General features: G+C 45.7%; 19 protein-coding genes and 1 pseudogene. 8 read left to right on the plus strand and 12 right to left on the minus strand.

Annotated features, from left to right (window positions below; all coding sequences use genetic code 11):
- Window positions 1-7: 7 nt before the first annotated feature.
- On the minus strand, window positions 8-1,186 hold the full coding sequence (locus tag ACESZP_RS06880; RefSeq protein ID WP_349163588.1) for a sensor histidine kinase: 1,179 nt from the start codon (window positions 1,184-1,186) through the stop codon (window positions 8-10).
- On the minus strand, window positions 1,183-1,923 hold the full coding sequence (locus ACESZP_RS06885) for a response regulator transcription factor (protein ID WP_499708559.1): 741 nt from the start codon (window positions 1,921-1,923) through the stop codon (window positions 1,183-1,185). Before ACESZP_RS06885 ends, ACESZP_RS06880 begins: the two co-directional genes overlap by 4 nt.
- A 77-nt stretch (window positions 1,924-2,000) precedes the next feature.
- Between ACESZP_RS06885 and ACESZP_RS06890 the strand changes: the two genes are divergently transcribed.
- The 3 genes from ACESZP_RS06890 to ACESZP_RS06900 are packed head-to-tail and all read left to right on the plus strand — an operon-like array spanning window position 2,001 to window position 4,008.
- Window positions 2,001-2,141, plus strand: coding sequence for a CD1871A family CXXC motif-containing protein (locus tag ACESZP_RS06890; protein WP_349163591.1), 141 nt, complete (start codon window positions 2,001-2,003; stop codon window positions 2,139-2,141).
- Window positions 2,134-3,021: a 4Fe-4S binding protein gene (locus ACESZP_RS06895; RefSeq protein ID WP_349163592.1), complete on the plus strand. Its 888-nt coding sequence runs from the start codon at window positions 2,134-2,136 to the stop codon at window positions 3,019-3,021. The genes ACESZP_RS06890 and ACESZP_RS06895 overlap by 8 nt, the downstream gene beginning before the upstream one ends.
- A gap of 42 nt (window positions 3,022-3,063) precedes the next feature.
- Window positions 3,064-4,008 (plus strand): TlpA disulfide reductase family protein, encoded by a 945-nt coding sequence (locus ACESZP_RS06900; RefSeq protein ID WP_499708505.1) that lies wholly within the window; start codon window positions 3,064-3,066, stop codon window positions 4,006-4,008.
- Between the two features lie 2 nt (window positions 4,009-4,010).
- Here ACESZP_RS06900 and ACESZP_RS06905 read toward each other — a convergent pair whose 3' ends face one another.
- The 7 genes and pseudogenes from ACESZP_RS06905 to ACESZP_RS06935 all read right to left on the minus strand — a co-directional run bounded on the left by ACESZP_RS06905 (window position 4,011) and on the right by ACESZP_RS06935 (window position 9,785).
- Complete coding sequence (locus tag ACESZP_RS06905) at window positions 4,011-5,894, minus strand: sensor domain-containing diguanylate cyclase (protein ID WP_499708507.1); 1,884 nt, start codon at window positions 5,892-5,894, stop codon at window positions 4,011-4,013.
- 238 nt (window positions 5,895-6,132) lie between these two features.
- Window positions 6,133-6,318 (minus strand): annotated as a pseudogene (locus ACESZP_RS06910) (hypothetical protein); the annotation flags it as partial.
- A 289-nt stretch (window positions 6,319-6,607) separates the two neighbouring features.
- On the minus strand, window positions 6,608-7,006 hold the full coding sequence (locus ACESZP_RS06915; RefSeq protein WP_499708560.1) for an ATP-binding cassette domain-containing protein: 399 nt from the start codon (window positions 7,004-7,006) through the stop codon (window positions 6,608-6,610).
- Window positions 7,007-7,484: 478 nt separating this feature from the next.
- Window positions 7,485-7,871: a hypothetical protein gene (locus tag ACESZP_RS06920; protein WP_055080834.1), complete on the minus strand. Its 387-nt coding sequence runs from the start codon at window positions 7,869-7,871 to the stop codon at window positions 7,485-7,487.
- A gap of 240 nt (window positions 7,872-8,111) precedes the next feature.
- On the minus strand, window positions 8,112-8,540 hold the full coding sequence (locus tag ACESZP_RS06925) for a hypothetical protein (RefSeq protein WP_223474528.1): 429 nt from the start codon (window positions 8,538-8,540) through the stop codon (window positions 8,112-8,114).
- The gene (locus ACESZP_RS06930) at window positions 8,471-9,271 is read right to left on the minus strand and encodes a helix-turn-helix domain-containing protein (protein WP_499708508.1); all 801 of its coding nucleotides are present in this window, start codon (window positions 9,269-9,271) and stop codon (window positions 8,471-8,473) included. Before ACESZP_RS06930 ends, ACESZP_RS06925 begins: the two co-directional genes overlap by 70 nt.
- A 34-nt stretch (window positions 9,272-9,305) precedes the next feature.
- Window positions 9,306-9,785 carry an imm68 putative immunity domain-containing protein gene (locus tag ACESZP_RS06935; protein ID WP_020225661.1) on the minus strand — a complete coding sequence of 160 codons (480 nt, stop codon included), beginning with the start codon at window positions 9,783-9,785 and terminating at the stop codon, window positions 9,306-9,308.
- 375 nt (window positions 9,786-10,160) lie between these two features.
- On the opposite strand from ACESZP_RS06935, the gene ACESZP_RS06940 reads away from it, so the two are divergent.
- The 5 genes from ACESZP_RS06940 to ACESZP_RS06960 all read left to right on the plus strand — a co-directional run bounded on the left by ACESZP_RS06940 (window position 10,161) and on the right by ACESZP_RS06960 (window position 14,073).
- Entirely contained in the window at window positions 10,161-10,574 is a 414-nt protein-coding gene (locus ACESZP_RS06940; protein ID WP_212819579.1) for a cysteine-rich VLP domain-containing protein, read from the plus strand.
- Window positions 10,575-10,685: 111 nt separating this feature from the next.
- A complete protein-coding gene (locus ACESZP_RS06945; RefSeq protein WP_117532792.1) occupies window positions 10,686-11,081 on the plus strand; it encodes a replication initiator protein A in 396 nt (131 codons plus the stop codon).
- Between the two features lie 183 nt (window positions 11,082-11,264).
- The gene (gene mobV, locus ACESZP_RS06950) at window positions 11,265-12,206 is read left to right on the plus strand and encodes a MobV family relaxase (protein WP_118299177.1); all 942 of its coding nucleotides are present in this window, start codon (window positions 11,265-11,267) and stop codon (window positions 12,204-12,206) included.
- Window positions 12,207-12,275: 69 nt separating this feature from the next.
- Window positions 12,276-12,467 (plus strand): hypothetical protein, encoded by a 192-nt coding sequence (locus ACESZP_RS06955; protein ID WP_020225665.1) that lies wholly within the window; start codon window positions 12,276-12,278, stop codon window positions 12,465-12,467.
- Window positions 12,468-12,561: 94 nt separating this feature from the next.
- Window positions 12,562-14,073 (plus strand): recombinase family protein, encoded by a 1,512-nt coding sequence (locus ACESZP_RS06960; protein ID WP_118299176.1) that lies wholly within the window; start codon window positions 12,562-12,564, stop codon window positions 14,071-14,073.
- Between the two features lie 123 nt (window positions 14,074-14,196).
- Here ACESZP_RS06960 and ACESZP_RS06965 read toward each other — a convergent pair whose 3' ends face one another.
- From ACESZP_RS06965 to ACESZP_RS06975, 3 genes are all read right to left on the minus strand, one after another.
- Complete coding sequence (locus ACESZP_RS06965) at window positions 14,197-14,877, minus strand: DUF5688 family protein (protein ID WP_499708511.1); 681 nt, start codon at window positions 14,875-14,877, stop codon at window positions 14,197-14,199.
- Window positions 14,874-15,029 carry a DUF3789 domain-containing protein gene (locus ACESZP_RS06970; RefSeq protein ID WP_226968816.1) on the minus strand — a complete coding sequence of 52 codons (156 nt, stop codon included), beginning with the start codon at window positions 15,027-15,029 and terminating at the stop codon, window positions 14,874-14,876. Before ACESZP_RS06970 ends, ACESZP_RS06965 begins: the two co-directional genes overlap by 4 nt.
- 65 nt (window positions 15,030-15,094) lie before the next feature.
- A complete protein-coding gene (locus ACESZP_RS06975) occupies window positions 15,095-15,604 on the minus strand; it encodes an SLOG family protein (RefSeq protein ID WP_499708512.1) in 510 nt (169 codons plus the stop codon).
- Window positions 15,605-15,611 lie beyond the last annotated feature (7 nt).

Genomic DNA, 15,611 nt, shown 5'->3' on the forward strand with positions numbered 1-15,611 from the left:
CCCTGTTTTATGCCCCTATACTCATTTTCACTTCAAATGTCGTCCCGCCGTGCTTACCTGTATAAACTTCAATCGTCCCGCCATGGACCCGCACAACCTCCCGCACCATTGCAAGTCCGAGCCCCACGCCTCCAAGCTCCCGGCTTCTTGACTTATCTACCCGGAAGAACGGTTCAAAGATCTGCTCCCTGAACGCCTCATCAATTCCATTTCCTGTATCCGAAACCGTCAGAACGGCTTCGTTCTTTTCCCTCCCTGCAGATACCGTAACGGTTCCGTCTGTCCGATTATATTTAATCGCATTTTCTACAAGATTATAAAGCATTCTGTAAATCAGGATATCACTTCCTGTCAGAATTAATTCGTCCTCTGCCTTTTCTCCCGCTCCCTCTGACGAACCCTGCGGCTTCTGTATCAGTTTCACCTTCTTTTCCTGCGCCAATGGTTCCAGATCTGTCAGCACTTCCTCAATCAGACTATGGAGCTCAATTCTGTCATTTCGCGCTACTGTCTGCAATTCACTCATATCCAGAAGTGTTCTAACCAGCTTGCTAAGACGTTCATTCTGCTCCGTTACCATCTGAATGGTCTCTTCCGCCTCTGTGGAGCTCTCCGGATGCTCTGCCGCATGGTATAGATCCAGCTGCGCCTGGATTAATGCCAGCGGAGTACGTAGTTCATGTGCTGCATTTCCGGTAAACCGACGCTGCGTCTCAAAGGATTCGGAAAGCCGCATAAGCATTTTATTATAAGAGGTACGAAGCCTGTCCAGCTCTGCAATTTTATTCTCTTCAATGGTATAATCTGCCAGATTCTGCGCCTGAACTTTTTCCACCGTCTCTGAAAATTCCCTGAGTGGCTTCAATGCCCGTCCACTGATAAAATACGTCGCCGCGCCGCCAATCAGCGCTACAATCGCAGTAATCAGAAGGCTTCTGCTCCTGTAATCTGATTTGGAGTCATAAATCTTCATGGAAAACTGTGCCACAAAGTCATCCCACTCATCCTCCGGAATATCAATGTACACCGCTTCCGGCGCTGTACCCTGATCCGTGACAGATTCCTGAAGCGTATCGAAATAATAGACTCCGTTTTTGTATAAGAAAAAGGTAAGACATCCGCATAATATGGTGATAAGCCCTGTGGTAAGAAGGGTTAATTTCCACTGGAGTGATATTTTTTTCATCCTTTGCTGTCTCCTCCTATCTTATAGCCCTCGCCGATTTTATTCACGATTGGATCATAACCGAGCCCTGCTTTCAGCTTCTTTCTCAGCGAAGACATATGTACCCGGATGGAACCGCTGAAGCTGTCCACAGAAGAATCCCAGACATGCTCCATCAGTTCTTCCTGGCTGACCGGTCTTCCCTGATTTAAAAGGAGATATTCTAAAATTCCATTTTCCTTTCTCGTCAGTGCAACCGGGTTATCTTCTGCATATGCAGTTCTTTCTCTCGTATCAAATCGAAGCTTTCCACATTCCAGACAGACATTTTTTTGTACGAATTTTCTTCTTGTCAGGCTTCTCACACGGGCCTCCAGTTCCTGTAGATGGAATGGTTTTTCCATATAATCATTTGCACCGGAATCCAGGCCCTCAACCTTATCTGCAATCTGGCTTCTGGCAGACAGGATTAATACCTTTGTCTCTTCATTTTCTTTGCGAAGCTCCCGGAGGATCTCCATCCCATCCAGCCCGGGCAGGTTCAGATCAAGCACAATCAGATCGTACTGTTCCGCATAGATCATATCCAGTGCCTGCTCGCCGTCATTGCACGTATCTACCTCATAACCTGCCTGGTGCAGACTTTTCGCAATCATATCACATAATTTCTTCTCATCTTCAACAATTAATAATCTCAATTCATTTTTCTCCATTTTCTTAACAGGGAATTTACATCCCCTATTATATAATGCAATCATGGAGCGGTCAATAAGCCGACTTTGGGCAATATCATCGAAAGGAGCAGTTACTATCCGCAGTAACAAGTGGTATTTGAATGAAATCAGAAAAAGCAGCGCAGATTTTTTTACTTGCAGCCGGTCTGGTATTTTTCCTTATTGGGATTTTCCGTGGAGAGGCTGCAGTCGTACTCAGTAAGGCAATTAAATTATGTATGGAGTGTGTGGGAATTGGATAAGAAATTAAAATCAAACAAAAACTTCCTGGTCCGCTTCCGCGGATGGATTCAGGCAGCTGCAGCGCTGCTGACCAATCTTCATATTCCGAATCTGTTTAAAGGGAAGCTTTATCAGGGAAGGGTAAAAACCATATGTGTTCCCGGGCTGAACTGTTACTCCTGCCCGGCTGCCACAGGCGCCTGTCCGATTGGAGCCTTCCAGGCTGTAGTCGGTTCCTCAAAATTCAAGTTCACCTACTATATCACCGGCTTCTTTATCCTGCTGGGGGTTCTGTTCGGACGATTTATCTGCGGCTTTCTCTGTCCGTTTGGATGGTTTCAGGATCTGCTGCATAAGCTTCCGGGCAAGAAGCTGTCTACTGCAAGGCTAAAGCCCCTGCGGTATCTGAAATACCTGATCCTGGTCGTCTTTGTGATATTGCTTCCGGCATTGGCAACGAATTCGCTGGGGATGGGCGACCCATTCTTCTGCAAATACCTATGCCCGCAAGGCGTACTTGAAGGCGCAATTCCGCTGTCCCTTGCTAATTCAGGAATCCGTGCGGCACTTGGGCACTTATTTACATTTAAGTTTGCAATCCTCGTACTTGTTATCCTCTTAAGCATTCTGTTTTATCGTCCATTCTGTAAATGGATCTGCCCCCTTGGCGCTATCTACTCGCTGTTTAACAGCGTATCCTTTCTTAAGCTTCGGGTGGATTCTGAAAAATGTGTCGGCTGTCAAAAATGTAGTCATGCCTGTAAAATGGACGTCAATGTAACAGACACGCCAAACCACCCGGAATGTATCCGATGCGGAGCATGTATGAAAGCCTGCCCAACAAATGCGATCTGCTATCATTACGGATTTTCAACCAGGAAACAGGCTGACAATAAATAAGCTAAAATGAATCAAATCATATTCAAAAGGAGAATAAAAATCATGAAAAACAAATCTGGTAGAGTAAACTCAATGAAATTAAAAAAGGCAATTGCGGCGTCTCTCGCCATTTCCCTGCTTTTTGCATTCACAGGCTGTGGAAATTCCTCTGATTCCGCCGCAACGGAAAACACGAAACAGGAGACTGCTTCCGCCACAAATGCAGGCGACACGTCTGCGCCCGACGAAAAGCTGGACGACCTGTACCAGCAGGAAAATCAGATTTTTGCAGATCACAAAAATGTATGGGACAAGGTCTTTGGCTTTATGAGCAAGAACCCTGACGATGCTGCCTCGAATGAAAACTATGCGGACTTTCTTGCAAATACAATAGAATCAAACAAGGCTTCTTTCTCTGAAGAGGAATTTGATACTCTGAACAAAGATATCGAAACCATCCGCGGCATTGAAGAAGAAATTGCAAGGCTTGAGAAAGAAATTGCAGCATCTGATTCCTCCGGCAGCACTTTCTCCGGCTCAGCTGACTCTACAGGTGTGTTCCACGATTTTAAAGGGAAAGATCTGGATGGGAACGATGTGGATGACAGCCTTTTCGCCCAAAATAAAGTTACGGTTGTAAACTTCTGGTTCAGCGGATGCAAGCCCTGTGTTGAAGAGCTTTCCAAGCTGAATGAATTAAATGATAAGCTGAAGGAAATGGGCGGCGAAGTGGTTGGTATCAATACGGATACATTGGACGACAATCAGGATGGAATCAAAGAAGCGAAGGAAATCCTGAAGGCCAAGGGAGCTTCCTACAAAAACCTGACCTTCGATTCCGATTCCACCGTTGGAAAATACGCAGGGGATATCATGGCATTTCCGACAACCGTTCTCGTAGATAAAGACGGAAATATCGTTGGCGATCCTTTCATGGGCGGAATTGATGATCCGTCAAACTACGAACAGCTGATGAAACAGATTCAGTCCGTGCTGGATCAGAAATAAAGCTATCTGCCGGAGTGCATAGGATCCTCTCTATGATGCTTCTCTTTTTCTTCATACATACGCTGGTCGGCAATAGCCCGGACTTCTTCCGCTTCACTGCTGTCTTCCGGAAATGCTGCGCATCCGCAGCTGACTCCAACCCGAAGCGTCTTTCCGGCCAGCTTTATCGGCTCCGTCAGTGCAATTTGAATGCGTTCCGCCATATGGCAGCAAAATGCTTTGTCATAGGCGGAGCAGATAATCAGGGCGAACTCGTCTCCGCCTATACGGAACGCATAATCGTTACTGCGGATACATTCCTGCAGACGTCTGGCAATTTCCTGAAGCACCTGATCTCCGGTGCTGTGGCCATAGGTATCATTGATCGGTTTGAATCGATCCAGATCGATATAAAAGAGAACAAACGGAAGTTTCTTTTTTTCCTTGTTCTGCAGAATATTGGTAAAATACCGTTCGTTGAACAGCCCAGTCAATCCATCTGTATTTGCCATATTCTCCAGTTCGATTTTTTTCCCAATATCCATAGATACCAGCATAACCTTAGTCAGTCTGTTATCCTTCGCCCATTCAATCGGAATCACATGCATGACTTTGTAAATATTTTCATTTCGGATGCAATACTCAAATTTTAAAATGTCGCTTTGCTTTCGAAGCACCTTTCTCAGATAATCCGGTGCAATCATGCGGCAAACTTTTGCGTTCTCTGTATTGGTCAATACAATATATCGTCGGGAAATGTAATCAACCAGACTCCAATATGCCCCTGTTTCAGGATAAAGAGGCTCATCCAGGATTAACTCATGATATTCATATCTGTCATTTTCCAGGTCAGCAACCGCATACCGGTCAACAATCCGGGAAATACCTTCAAGGAACTGCGTGGCTCGTTCTTTCTCTTTCTCCAAAAGGAGCCGCTCCTTCTCTTCATTCAGCAGCTTCGCACGATTTTCTGATACGAGTGCCAGCACCACGAGCAGCATAATAATAGCTGCCGAAGTTCCAAGAATCCCCAGCGTAACCTTCTGCAGGTTTCGGTCGCCATAGTCTATCGCATCAGAACACACAATTCCAAGCAGTGTCCAGTCTTCAATCCCAACTGGCTCAGAGACCATATAATAGGTTCTTCCTCTATAAGTATACAGGGTATTTCCTTCGCGCTGCTGTTCGATGCATCCCTGTATATACACCAGATTCCTGTCTTTCCAGACAATATCCGCATCCGTGTAAAAAGAAATCAGATTATTTACATCCTGCGGTATCTCTGTTTTAGCTGTCAAAGAAAGTAAAATTTCCCCATCTGGACGCACAACATAGCAGTCACTTTGACCTTCATACAGATTGCTTGCCATCAGGTTCTCCACAACAGACGCATCATAGCTGATTGCAAGTCCGGTGTAGCTTACGTCATCGGATATAAATACTTTCGGGAGCGGGGCGGCAAGTACGATTTTCTTTATCCCGGAAGATGCCGTATATGAAGAAATCACACGCCTGTTTTTCTGAAACATCTCATCAAAGGCTCCGGTAATACTGTCCGCTGTCCCTTTTCTGCCTGCGGCGGTAATGAACTGATTCTCTTCATTAAACATAAAGAAATCGCTATACTGCCAATCACTTTTCCCTTCCTTCAGATTTTCCCACATTTCTTTCATTTCCTGTTCTGTCTCGAGCCTGCCCAATTCTCTGCTCCAATCAGACAAAACATTCCAGTTGCGCTGGATAAAAAGAGTCAGGGCTTTTGACACCTGTACATAGCTTTCCTGCAAATGAGCGGCATTTTCCCTGTAGATTATACGGCTGGCACTATGCATGTAGAATCTGATTCCACACAAAAGAACTATCGCCATAGCAATTACTAACGCAGTGATTCGATAATGCTTTTTCATCCTTTGCCCCTCCCCTATTGCTTCCGTATAAGTACATTATACAGATAATACCTTCCAAAATAAAGAGGGATTATCAATTTTTACATTTTTATACAATCTTTATACACCGCAAATATCCCTTTCTTTTTGCTCTATAGGAATCATAGCTTTTACACTTTAATGTAACACGGTATTTTCTAAAGATCAAAAAGAGACTGTCGCCATATGGCGGCAGTCCCTTCACTCTGCTTCTGTAGCGTTACTTTGCTTCCGTGACAGAAAGCACCTCTCCCATAAAGGGATCTACTTCCGACACTGTTCCCGTATAAGTCACCGTGACCTTATCTCCGACCTTCACCTTGTCAAGCCCCTCCGGCTTCTCCTTATCAAAGGTAAATTCGTAGGAATTTCCGGCATCATCCGTCACTATAAACATAAAATCTTTCCCTTATATCATAAAAAGCCATTCAATTAGCAATATTAGCTAAATTAAATGGCTTTTTATCACGTTTTACAGCGTTATATTTGGTTATTTTGCCTAAAATTTCAGACTTACTTGTAATTTACAATCTATCTGCCATTCCGCTGGAAGCCTTGATTTTACTGGGTTTTTGGCTAGTATCACCCTAAAAGTGATACTAAAAGGTGATACTTGAGACACCTCACGACATTCCCAATCATTACTCAACATCATTCATTTCTCTATCTTCACTCTTCCTGCATTCTTTATTTCACTATATAGTATATTTTGCAGCTTGTTCTTCTATTATAATTTGTATTTCATCTATTACACCCTTAGCTTGCCGCCAAAACTTTTTAATATCCTCTATACCTCTCTGTATTCTTTGCACTTCCAAATTTTGTGAAGCAGTCATATCTTTATATAGTGCCGGCATTTCAATCGTACACCCGATTTTTGATCGTTCATATTGCAGATTATCATTATGCCCAAATAGAATAATTTCTCCTTCACTTTTAAAATTAAGACCTGTCAATAATCTGATTAGCGTTGTTTTTCCTGCTCCATTTTCGCCCACAAGACCATATATTTCGCCTTTTGGAATAGTTAAGTTTACATTTTTTAAAGCATAGAAATCTTTATATTTTTTGCTCAGGTTTTTTGTTTCGCATATAAATTAGGTCAGTTTACAAGGAACTACACGCAGACCACGAAACGGGGGCTGCTGACAACAAATAAAGGCTGAGTATCAAGCACCGAAAAAGTGCGAGATATTCAGCCTGTTTTGTTGTCCGGGGTTTCCAAAGGGGCTTGCCCCTTGGCACACGACTTTGCTTGCAAAGTGTAGTGTGTTATACGCTCTGTCGGCGTTGCTGCGAAAATGAGGTTGCCGCCGGGTCGGGCAAGGGCATTTGAAGCAGCAGGAAAACAGGGCTGTGATTGCGTGTCGTGGAGCCGCAAGCGCAGGGCTGGTTTCGTCAGCAGACAGGGCGTATATGAAAGCCCCCGTTCCTCGTCCCACGCCGGACTTCGGGACAAAATGTCCCGAACTTGTGGACACACTCACAAAAAGCAAACAGATTTTTCTCTCAAAATTGGAATGGGCGGGGAAGCCATTTTAGGGCTTTGCTATCTCCCTGATAAATGAGAAGTTAAGTTTCGTCCATATATATTTTTACCTCGATGTATTCATGATTTCTTGCATAAGCAAACGACGCTGATTTTCTGATATAGTCAAATATATTTTCGTCTAAATCTTCGTCCCATGTTGTTTCGCTGAAAATTTTATTTTCAGCGGTTGGCTTATACAAGATGACTACATGGATTTGATAAAACTCTTCATCATCATTTGAAAACTGTCGAACTAATGAAATTTGAAAAAATGGTTCTTTTGAAAAAGCAGTAAATGTTCCGGTTTCAAATAAAACCATATCTTCTTCAAGCGGTGTGCTGCACATCTGCTCAAAAACATCAACTATTTCTTCCACAGACATTTTATCCGTTATCTTATCTTCTAAAAACTTAATCAAGTTCTCCATTGATTTTCCTCCTGTAAATTCTTATTTATTGTTCTCTACTTCCGTCCCCGCTGTGGATTTGGATTTTTCAGCAAATCTGACTTATCAGTTCTTAGAAATGGGCGGGAAGCCATTTTAGGGCTTTCCCGCCTTGATTGCCCATTAGCAAAGACGGGCGGGGCTGTCAGCGGCGGCGCATGAAATGCGCCGTTCATCTTGACCGTTGACTGGCTCGACTGGCTTTGCTATCTCCCCAACAAGTTATTGTTTGTTGTTTTTCCAATTATCTAAACGGGCTTGCATAGTTTCTCGCCATTCTTCACTTGGACAAGCAGTAATCAATTTTCGATACTCTTCACTTGATGGCGCTTCTATCAAATAAGACTCTACCAATTTTAGCAAATCCCACTCTACTCCATACATTCCACCTTCGGGGAAAATGTCAATCAATACGCCTACTTCTTCTCTTGTCAATGGCGTTTTTACATTGGAGAGCAATTCGTCATACATGTTGATGGTTTCTACTGTAGGGTCATCTTTCACTGCGTCTGGCATTTGACCGAGAAGTTTCAATTTTATAATTGCCTCCTGCACCTTTACTCCCTCCAATTTCTCGTTCTCTATTTTCTCCCCCGCTGTGGGTTCGGATTTTTCAGCAAGTCCGACTTCTGTGCAATCTTTTTCAGCCACTTCTTTTCTTCCTCGGACAGCTTCTTCAAGTTCAATTTGAGCCGCTTACAGATAAACGCCAAAGCCGCTTGCTCCGGGTCGCTGCCCTCTTTGGCGGTTTCCTCGGCGGTCTGCAAAAAATCTTCCAGTGGGTTATCCTCCGGGACGCTGAAAAAATCGTCCTTATGTGTTTCCCGCAGGTCGAGGGCTATCTTGTTTATGTCCTGCTGTATCACATAGCGACAAAAGCTGTCATCGTCAATATGGGCGGCGATAAGCTGCCTTAACTGCGGGTCGGTCAGGCCGGGATTGTGCTGCTTCATAATCGTTGCGCTCATGGTATCTACTATGGCGTTTGCGGCCTGCACCTGCTTCACCGCCACGCCGTTCACATAGATTTCAAGGTCAGCCATGAGCCGGGGAAAATCCGGGTGTGTCGCCAGTTCACACAAGAGAGAATTGTCCATCAGCCCGCTTTTCAGCAGCTCAATCATATCATCACTCAAACGCAGGTCTGCAAGCTCGGCGTTTGGGTGATTTTTTGTTTTAGAGCGTCCCAGCAGGTAATCAACGGTCACTTCATAAACCTTTGCCAGATGGATAAGGGCATGGTGGCTGATGTCCTTGAGATCGTCCCCCTCGTAACTGCCTAAAGCAGATTTGGAAAGGTGGGTTTCCTCCGCAAGCTGTTCCAGCGTCAGCCCTCGTTCCACACGCAGGTCTTTCAATCGTTCTTGTATGGATAGTTCCATACTCTCCCTCCTTGTCTGCTTGATAATCTGAAAGTTATTCGCACAATTCCTTACGGATATTTTCGCAGTCTTTCGCCATTTCCAGCATATCTTCATCATCTACCATTTCATGAAGATCATATTCGAGCGGAGAAGCACAGAACTCTGCTAAAGCCCGATTCATTGCTTGATCCTCCTCTGGCGTAGTTATGATTTTTACAAACCTATCTCGTTTTTCCCCATCAAACAGATTTTTTATATTGAACCCACCACTTTTCTTACTCTCAAGAATAAGTGCTGCCAAATCAGTTGCCAAATCAATAGCATAATAAAATTCGTGACATTGTCCCTCCGAATCAATGTATTCTAAATTGGGTGAGATATGGAAATTCCAGTTTAGTTTGCTAAGGCCAGTATCATTGAATATCTCACTCAGAGGTATTTCAGTTTTGCCTTTGTCATAGAGGTAGTCCACCAAGGTCAGGCTATCGTCTGTGCCACCGATATAGTTATACCAATATTTTTTAATATACATTTTATCTCCTCCTTATCACTTCCGCTTTGTCGTTCTGTTTTTTTATTATATCACAATTCCGAGAGCGTGGAAATAGCTTGTTTTCCGGGCTGATTTCCTACCTTTCGGACATACGGCACAGGCAATCAAAAAAGTATACACTTGAGATAGTTCATCGATGGACAGCACCTTGAAAACCAAATGACCGTCCGAAAAGGAATACCCCGGCAGGGGAAGCACCGCAAGGAGCCGACTTCTGGACACTTTGTCCAGAGGTCACTTCGGGAGAACTTGTCCCGAAGCTGTGGGGAGCGTGCCAACGCCGGAACACGCCGCAGGAATGGGGCAGGAAGCCTTTTCGGGGAGAACGGCAAAAGCGAAAAATGGAGGGAACGCATGAGAGATAACCCCTATAAAGACTTGCCACCGCTGGAACGCAGGCCGGACGGTTCCCTTTACCGCATGACACCGGCGCAGAGGAAACAGGCGGCCAGCCTGATACGCCGGAAGTGCTGCTGCTGTGAGGACGGCAACTGCATCGTTCTTGACGATGGGGACACCTGCACCTGTCCGCAGACGGTTTCTTTCTCGGTCTGCTGTAAGTGGTTCCGCTGGGCGGTTTTGCCGCTGGACGGGACGCTGAAAGCGGAGATTTTCCGGGATAAGGACTTGAAACGCTGTGCGGTCTGCGGCAGAGTGTTCGTCCCAAAATCCAACCGGGCAAAATACTGCCCCGGCTGTGCCGCCAGCGTTCACAGGCGGCAGAAAACAGAAAGTGAACAGAAAAGGAGGTCTGCTGTGGACAGTTAGGAGTGAAAAAAGCCTTGATTTATCAGGCTTTGCAAGCCCCAAAACGGGGCAGGTGGTATAAAGTATCGTCCACCCCCGGAAATGCCGTTCTAACTGTCCACAAAGCACACTATGACAAACACGATTTATATTCATCAGCCGGAGAAATCGGTCAGCTTCACCCGGCTCCCGAATTTCCTCTTTGAAGCACCTACATTTACGCCCCTGTCCAATGAAGCGAAGATACTGTACGCCTTTATCCTGCGCCGGACAGAACTATCCCGGAAAAACGGCTGGGCGGACGAATACGGGCGCATTTTCCTGTATTATCCAATCTGCGAGGTGGTCGCCCTGCTCCACTGTGGGCGGCAGAAAGCCGTCAACACCCTGCGGGAATTGCAGTATGCGGAGTTGATTGAGATTAAGAAGCAGGGCTGTGGAAAACCCAACTGTATTTACCCAAAATCCTATGAAGCGGTTTCAAACACCGACTTCAAGAAATCCCGTTTTGGTACGCCGGAGGGCTGAAAAGCGTACCTGACAAGTACGAAAATCAATCCTCTTGAAGTACGAAAACCGGACGGTATATAGAAATACAAAGATAAAAAGATTGATTTATATTCTATCCATTCCAATCCTATCCGAGATATTTTCTGCGGGATTTTCCTGTGGAAAAGTCCCGGAAAGGAACGGAATGGGGAAAGGAGTTTCATGGCACAACACGCAATTTTGCGGTTTGAGAAACACAAGGGCAACCCGGCAAGGCCGCTGGAAGCCCATCACGAACGGCAGAAAGAGCAATACGCCAGCAACCCCGACATTGATACCAGCCGAAGCAAATACAATTTCCACATCATCAAGCCAGAGGGCAGGTACTATCATTTTATTCAAAACCGTATCGAACAGGCCGGTTGCCGTACAAGGAAAGACAGCACCCGGTTTGTCGATACGCTCATTACCGCCAGCCCAGAGTTTTTCAAGAAGAAGTCGCCAAAGGAGATACAGGAATTTTTCCAGAGGGCGGCTGATTTCTTAATCGGGCGGGTAGGCCGGGAAAATATCGTGTCGGCGGTGGTACACATGGACGAGAAAACGCCCCACCTGCATTTGACCTTTGTTCCGCTGACAAAGGACAACCGCCTGTGTGCAAAGGAGATTATCGGCAACCGGGCAAACCTGACAAAGTGGCAGGACGATTTTCACGCCTATATGGTGGAGAAATATCCTGACTTGGAGCGTGGGGAAAGCGCCAGCAAGACGGGCCGGAAGCATATCCCCACCCGGCTTTTCAAACAGGCGGTTTCCCTCTCCCGGCAGGCCAGAGCCATTGAAGCCACGCTGGACGGCATTAACCCGCTGAATGCCGGAAAGAAAAAAGAGGAAGCCCTCTCCATGCTGAAAAAGTGGTTCCCACAGATGGAGAATTTCTCCGGGCAGTTGAAAAAATACAAGGTCACAATCGATGACCTGTTAGCGGAAAATGAAAAGCTGGAAGCAAGGGCAAAAGCCAGTGAAAAAGGCAAGATGAAAGATACGATGGAACGGGCAAAGCTGAAAAGCGAACTGGACAATTTACAGCGGCTGGTTGACCGTATCCCGCCGGAAGTGCTGGCGGAGTTGAAGCGGCAACAGCGGCACACAAAGGAAAGGTGATTTTATAAGCAGATTTTTACGCCGTCCCTGTGCGGCATTGTACCTTGAAAATTGAATACAGGAGGTTCTATGGAGCATATCAGATACAAAAAAGAAACAGAGGTCGTGACTTTTCAGGGAAAAGAAATCACGCTGGAAAACCTCTCCCCGGTGTTCACGCCGGAACAGGAAGTGGCCAAACGCCGGGAACTGGAGCAGCAGCTTTATGAGGTGTTCCGCAAATATGCCGATAAGCGGCAGAAAGAGGAAGCCGGGGCGTAAGGTTTTCCGAAGCCATCGTTGATTTACGGGGCTGCTGGCGGTATAATAGAACTGTCAGCAGCTCCGTTTCTTTTTTAAGAAAAGGAGCGACAAAATGAATAACAGAATAGACGCAATCTATGCAAGGCAATCGGTAGACAAAAAGGACAGCATTTCCATTGAAAGCCAGATTGAGTTTTGCAAATACGAATTGAAAGGCGGGAACTGTAAGGAATACACAGACAAAGGGTACAGCGGCAAGAACACAGACCGTCCGAAGTTTCAAGAACTGGTGCGGGACATTAAGCGGGGCTTGATAGCAAAGGTCGTGGTTTACAAGCTCGACCGTATCAGCCGTTCCATTCTGGACTTTGCCAACATGATGGAGTTGTTCCAGCAATACAATGTGGAGTTTGTGTCCTCTACGGAAAAGTTTGATACCTCTACTCCGATGGGGCGGGCTATGCTGAATATCTGTATTGTGTTCGCCCAGCTTGAGAGGGAAACGATACAGAAGCGGGTGACGGACGCTTACTATTCCCGCAGCCAGCGAGGGTTTAAGATGGGTGGAAAAGCCCCTTACGGCTTCCATACAGAGCCAATCAAGATGGACGGTATCAACACAAAGAAGCTGGTGGTAAACCCAGACGAAGCGGCAAATATCCGGCTGATGTTCGAGATGTACGCCCAGCCCACAACCTCCTACGGGGACATTACCCGGTACTTTGCCGAACAGGGAATTTTATTCAACGGCAAGGAACTAATACGCCCCACGCTGGCGCAGATGTTACGCAATCCTGTCTATGTGCAGGCAGACCTTGATGTGTACGAATTTTTCAAAAGTCAAGGGACAATCATTGTCAATGACGCTGCCGACTTTACGGGGACAAACGGCTGTTATCTGTATCAGGGACGGGATGTGAAGCCCAGCAAGAAAAACGACTTGAAAGACCAAATGCTGGTGCTGGCTCCCCATGAGGGCATTGTCCCGGCGGATATATGGCTGGCCTGCCGCAAGAAGCTGATGAACAACATGAAAATCCAGTCCGCCCGGAAAGCCACCCATACATGGCTGGCGGGAAAAATCAAATGCGGGAATTGCGGGTATGCTCTTATGAGCATTAACAATCCTGTGGGAAAGCAATATCTCCGCTGCACAAAACGGCTGGACAATAAAAGCTGTGCCGGGTGCGGGAAAATCATCACTTCGGAGCTGGAAACGGTTGTTTATCAGCAGATGGTAAAGAAACTGGCAAGCTACAAGACGCTGACGGGCAGGAAGAAAGCGGCAAAGGCAAACCCGAAAATTGCCGCCCTGCAAGTGGAACTTCTCCATGTGGACAGCGAGATTGAAAAGCTGGTGGACAGTCTGACGGGTGCAAACAATGTTCTGCTCTCCTATGTGAATGTGAAGATAGCGGAACTGGACGGGCGCAAACAGGAACTTGTGAAGCAGATAGCCGAGTTGACGGTGGAAGCCATCAGCCCGGAACAGGTCAATCAGATTTCCGGCTACCTCGACACATGGGACAATGTATCCTTTGACGACAAGCGGCGGGTGGTAGATTTGATGATTACCACCGTTGCCGCTACAAGCGACAGCTTGAACATCACATGGAAAATCTGACGGGCGGAACCCCTCCCGTCAGATACCTACCCTGTGTAGTCCCTTGTAAACTGTACTTTTTGTCATCCTAAACAACTCCTTTCCATGCCACTATATATGATAACTCTAAAGAAAATCTAAAGATTATTTCATTTTATATCCAATCCCCCAAATAGTTTGTATATAATCTTCATTTGTAATTGATTTAATTTTCTTACGAATATGACTAATATGGGTATTGATTGTATCGTCATCATAAGCATAAGGTTCATTCCAAATAGATTCATATAAATTTTGTTTTGAAAATATTTTCTGAGGATATTGCAGTAGCAATTTTAAAATGCTCAATTCTGTTGATGTAAATGATACTAATACTCCGTTTATATAAGCAGTTCCTTCCTCATCTGCCGCAACCTGAATCCTGTAATAAGCCGCCAGCTCCCCGCAGGAAGTATAAGGCTTTCCTTTCAGATATTCCTGATTTGTTTCTGGATCGCACATCTGTACCGCCAGCATAGGACGGACCGCTTCATAGTTTTCCAGCATAGAGATGTTCAGCGGAACCCGGCTGTAATTTTCCAACTGGATCTGTGCGATCTGTTTCATGGCAGTATCTAAAGGCATCCCACGTTCCACCTGTTCGGCAAGCGCTTCCAAATAGATAGTTGGTGCAGCCTGTTCTCCGGGAAGAAGAATCGTCAGCCCGGTCAGCATCCGGTCATTGCTTTTTGTTACTTCATTGATGGAAATTACGGCGTTCTGGTATTCCGTAGGCAGGTATTCCTTGATATGGCTTTTTACATAGTCTATAAAATTCTGATTCAATCGTTGTCCTCCTTTTTGTCCGTTAAATTTGCGTTGTGTTTGGTTTCTGAATGTTCCATGTTCTCTTTTCCGACCTGCATAAGACACATCAGCATAACGCCGGAAGCCATTCCTCCGGCAAAGGTAAGGAAATGTAAGATCAGGTTCCACATAAGCATTCCTCCTAAAAATGGGCAAAGAAAAACGCCCACTTCAAAGTGAGCGCATCAACAGGCAGCTATTTTGTTTTTGGTTTCAAGTGATCCGGCAGGACGATCTCTCCAACCGGGATTTCCCGCAGTTCCTTTTTCATCCGGTGGGTGAAGCGGATTGTCTTTGCCGTACCGCCGGTTTCCCGTCCGTCATAGACAGCAATCACTCGGTCGGAGTGCTCTACCATATAGCGGTTTCTGTGGGAGTAGACGCTTGGGAGATATTTTTCCTGTATGACAACAACATCCGCACAAGCCTCCAGCAGTTCACGGGTTTTTGTTTTCTTATTCAGGCTGTCCAGACGTTTGCGGTAAGGGATCACTGCGATCAGCTCCAGCGCCGGATTGGTCTGCTTTCTTTCCAACACCAGCTCTGCAAAATACTGATCCACGCCATCTGCAAAGCCACTCATAAAACAGGTGAATCCATCCGTAACAGCTGCATCGATCTCATGTTTCAAAGCGGCTTTTATTTTCTTGATCTCATTTTGCGGTAAATCCCTGTGTCCGGTAACACAGCAAGTCTTTCCTTTCATCGGTCAT

The organism is Candidatus Dorea massiliensis AP6 (assembly GCF_964245105.1).
In the GTDB taxonomy this organism is placed as follows: Bacteria; Bacillota; Clostridia; order Lachnospirales; family Lachnospiraceae; genus Laedolimicola; species Laedolimicola intestinihominis.

Coding starts and splice junctions, on each gene's coding strand:
- ACESZP_RS06880 (WP_349163588.1), bottom strand. CDS start 1,186: ATGAAAAAAATATCACTCCAGTGGAAATTAACCCTTCTTACCACAGGG.
- ACESZP_RS06885 (WP_499708559.1), bottom strand. CDS start 1,923: ATGATTGCATTATATAATAGGGGATGTAAATTCCCTGTTAAGAAAATG.
- ACESZP_RS06900 (WP_499708505.1), top strand. CDS start 3,064: ATGAAAAACAAATCTGGTAGAGTAAACTCAATGAAATTAAAAAAGGCA.
- ACESZP_RS06920 (WP_055080834.1), bottom strand. CDS start 7,871: ATGGAGAACTTGATTAAGTTTTTAGAAGATAAGATAACGGATAAAATG.
- ACESZP_RS06890 (WP_349163591.1), top strand. CDS start 2,001: ATGAAATCAGAAAAAGCAGCGCAGATTTTTTTACTTGCAGCCGGTCTG.
- mobV (WP_118299177.1), top strand. CDS start 11,265: ATGGCACAACACGCAATTTTGCGGTTTGAGAAACACAAGGGCAACCCG.
- ACESZP_RS06975 (WP_499708512.1), bottom strand. CDS start 15,604: ATGAAAGGAAAGACTTGCTGTGTTACCGGACACAGGGATTTACCGCAA.
- ACESZP_RS06945 (WP_117532792.1), top strand. CDS start 10,686: ATGACAAACACGATTTATATTCATCAGCCGGAGAAATCGGTCAGCTTC.
- ACESZP_RS06930 (WP_499708508.1), bottom strand. CDS start 9,271: ATGGAACTATCCATACAAGAACGATTGAAAGACCTGCGTGTGGAACGA.
- ACESZP_RS06960 (WP_118299176.1), top strand. CDS start 12,562: ATGAATAACAGAATAGACGCAATCTATGCAAGGCAATCGGTAGACAAA.
- ACESZP_RS06955 (WP_020225665.1), top strand. CDS start 12,276: ATGGAGCATATCAGATACAAAAAAGAAACAGAGGTCGTGACTTTTCAG.
- ACESZP_RS06905 (WP_499708507.1), bottom strand. CDS start 5,894: ATGAAAAAGCATTATCGAATCACTGCGTTAGTAATTGCTATGGCGATA.
- ACESZP_RS06970 (WP_226968816.1), bottom strand. CDS start 15,029: ATGTGGAACCTGATCTTACATTTCCTTACCTTTGCCGGAGGAATGGCT.
- ACESZP_RS06935 (WP_020225661.1), bottom strand. CDS start 9,785: ATGTATATTAAAAAATATTGGTATAACTATATCGGTGGCACAGACGAT.
- ACESZP_RS06940 (WP_212819579.1), top strand. CDS start 10,161: ATGAGAGATAACCCCTATAAAGACTTGCCACCGCTGGAACGCAGGCCG.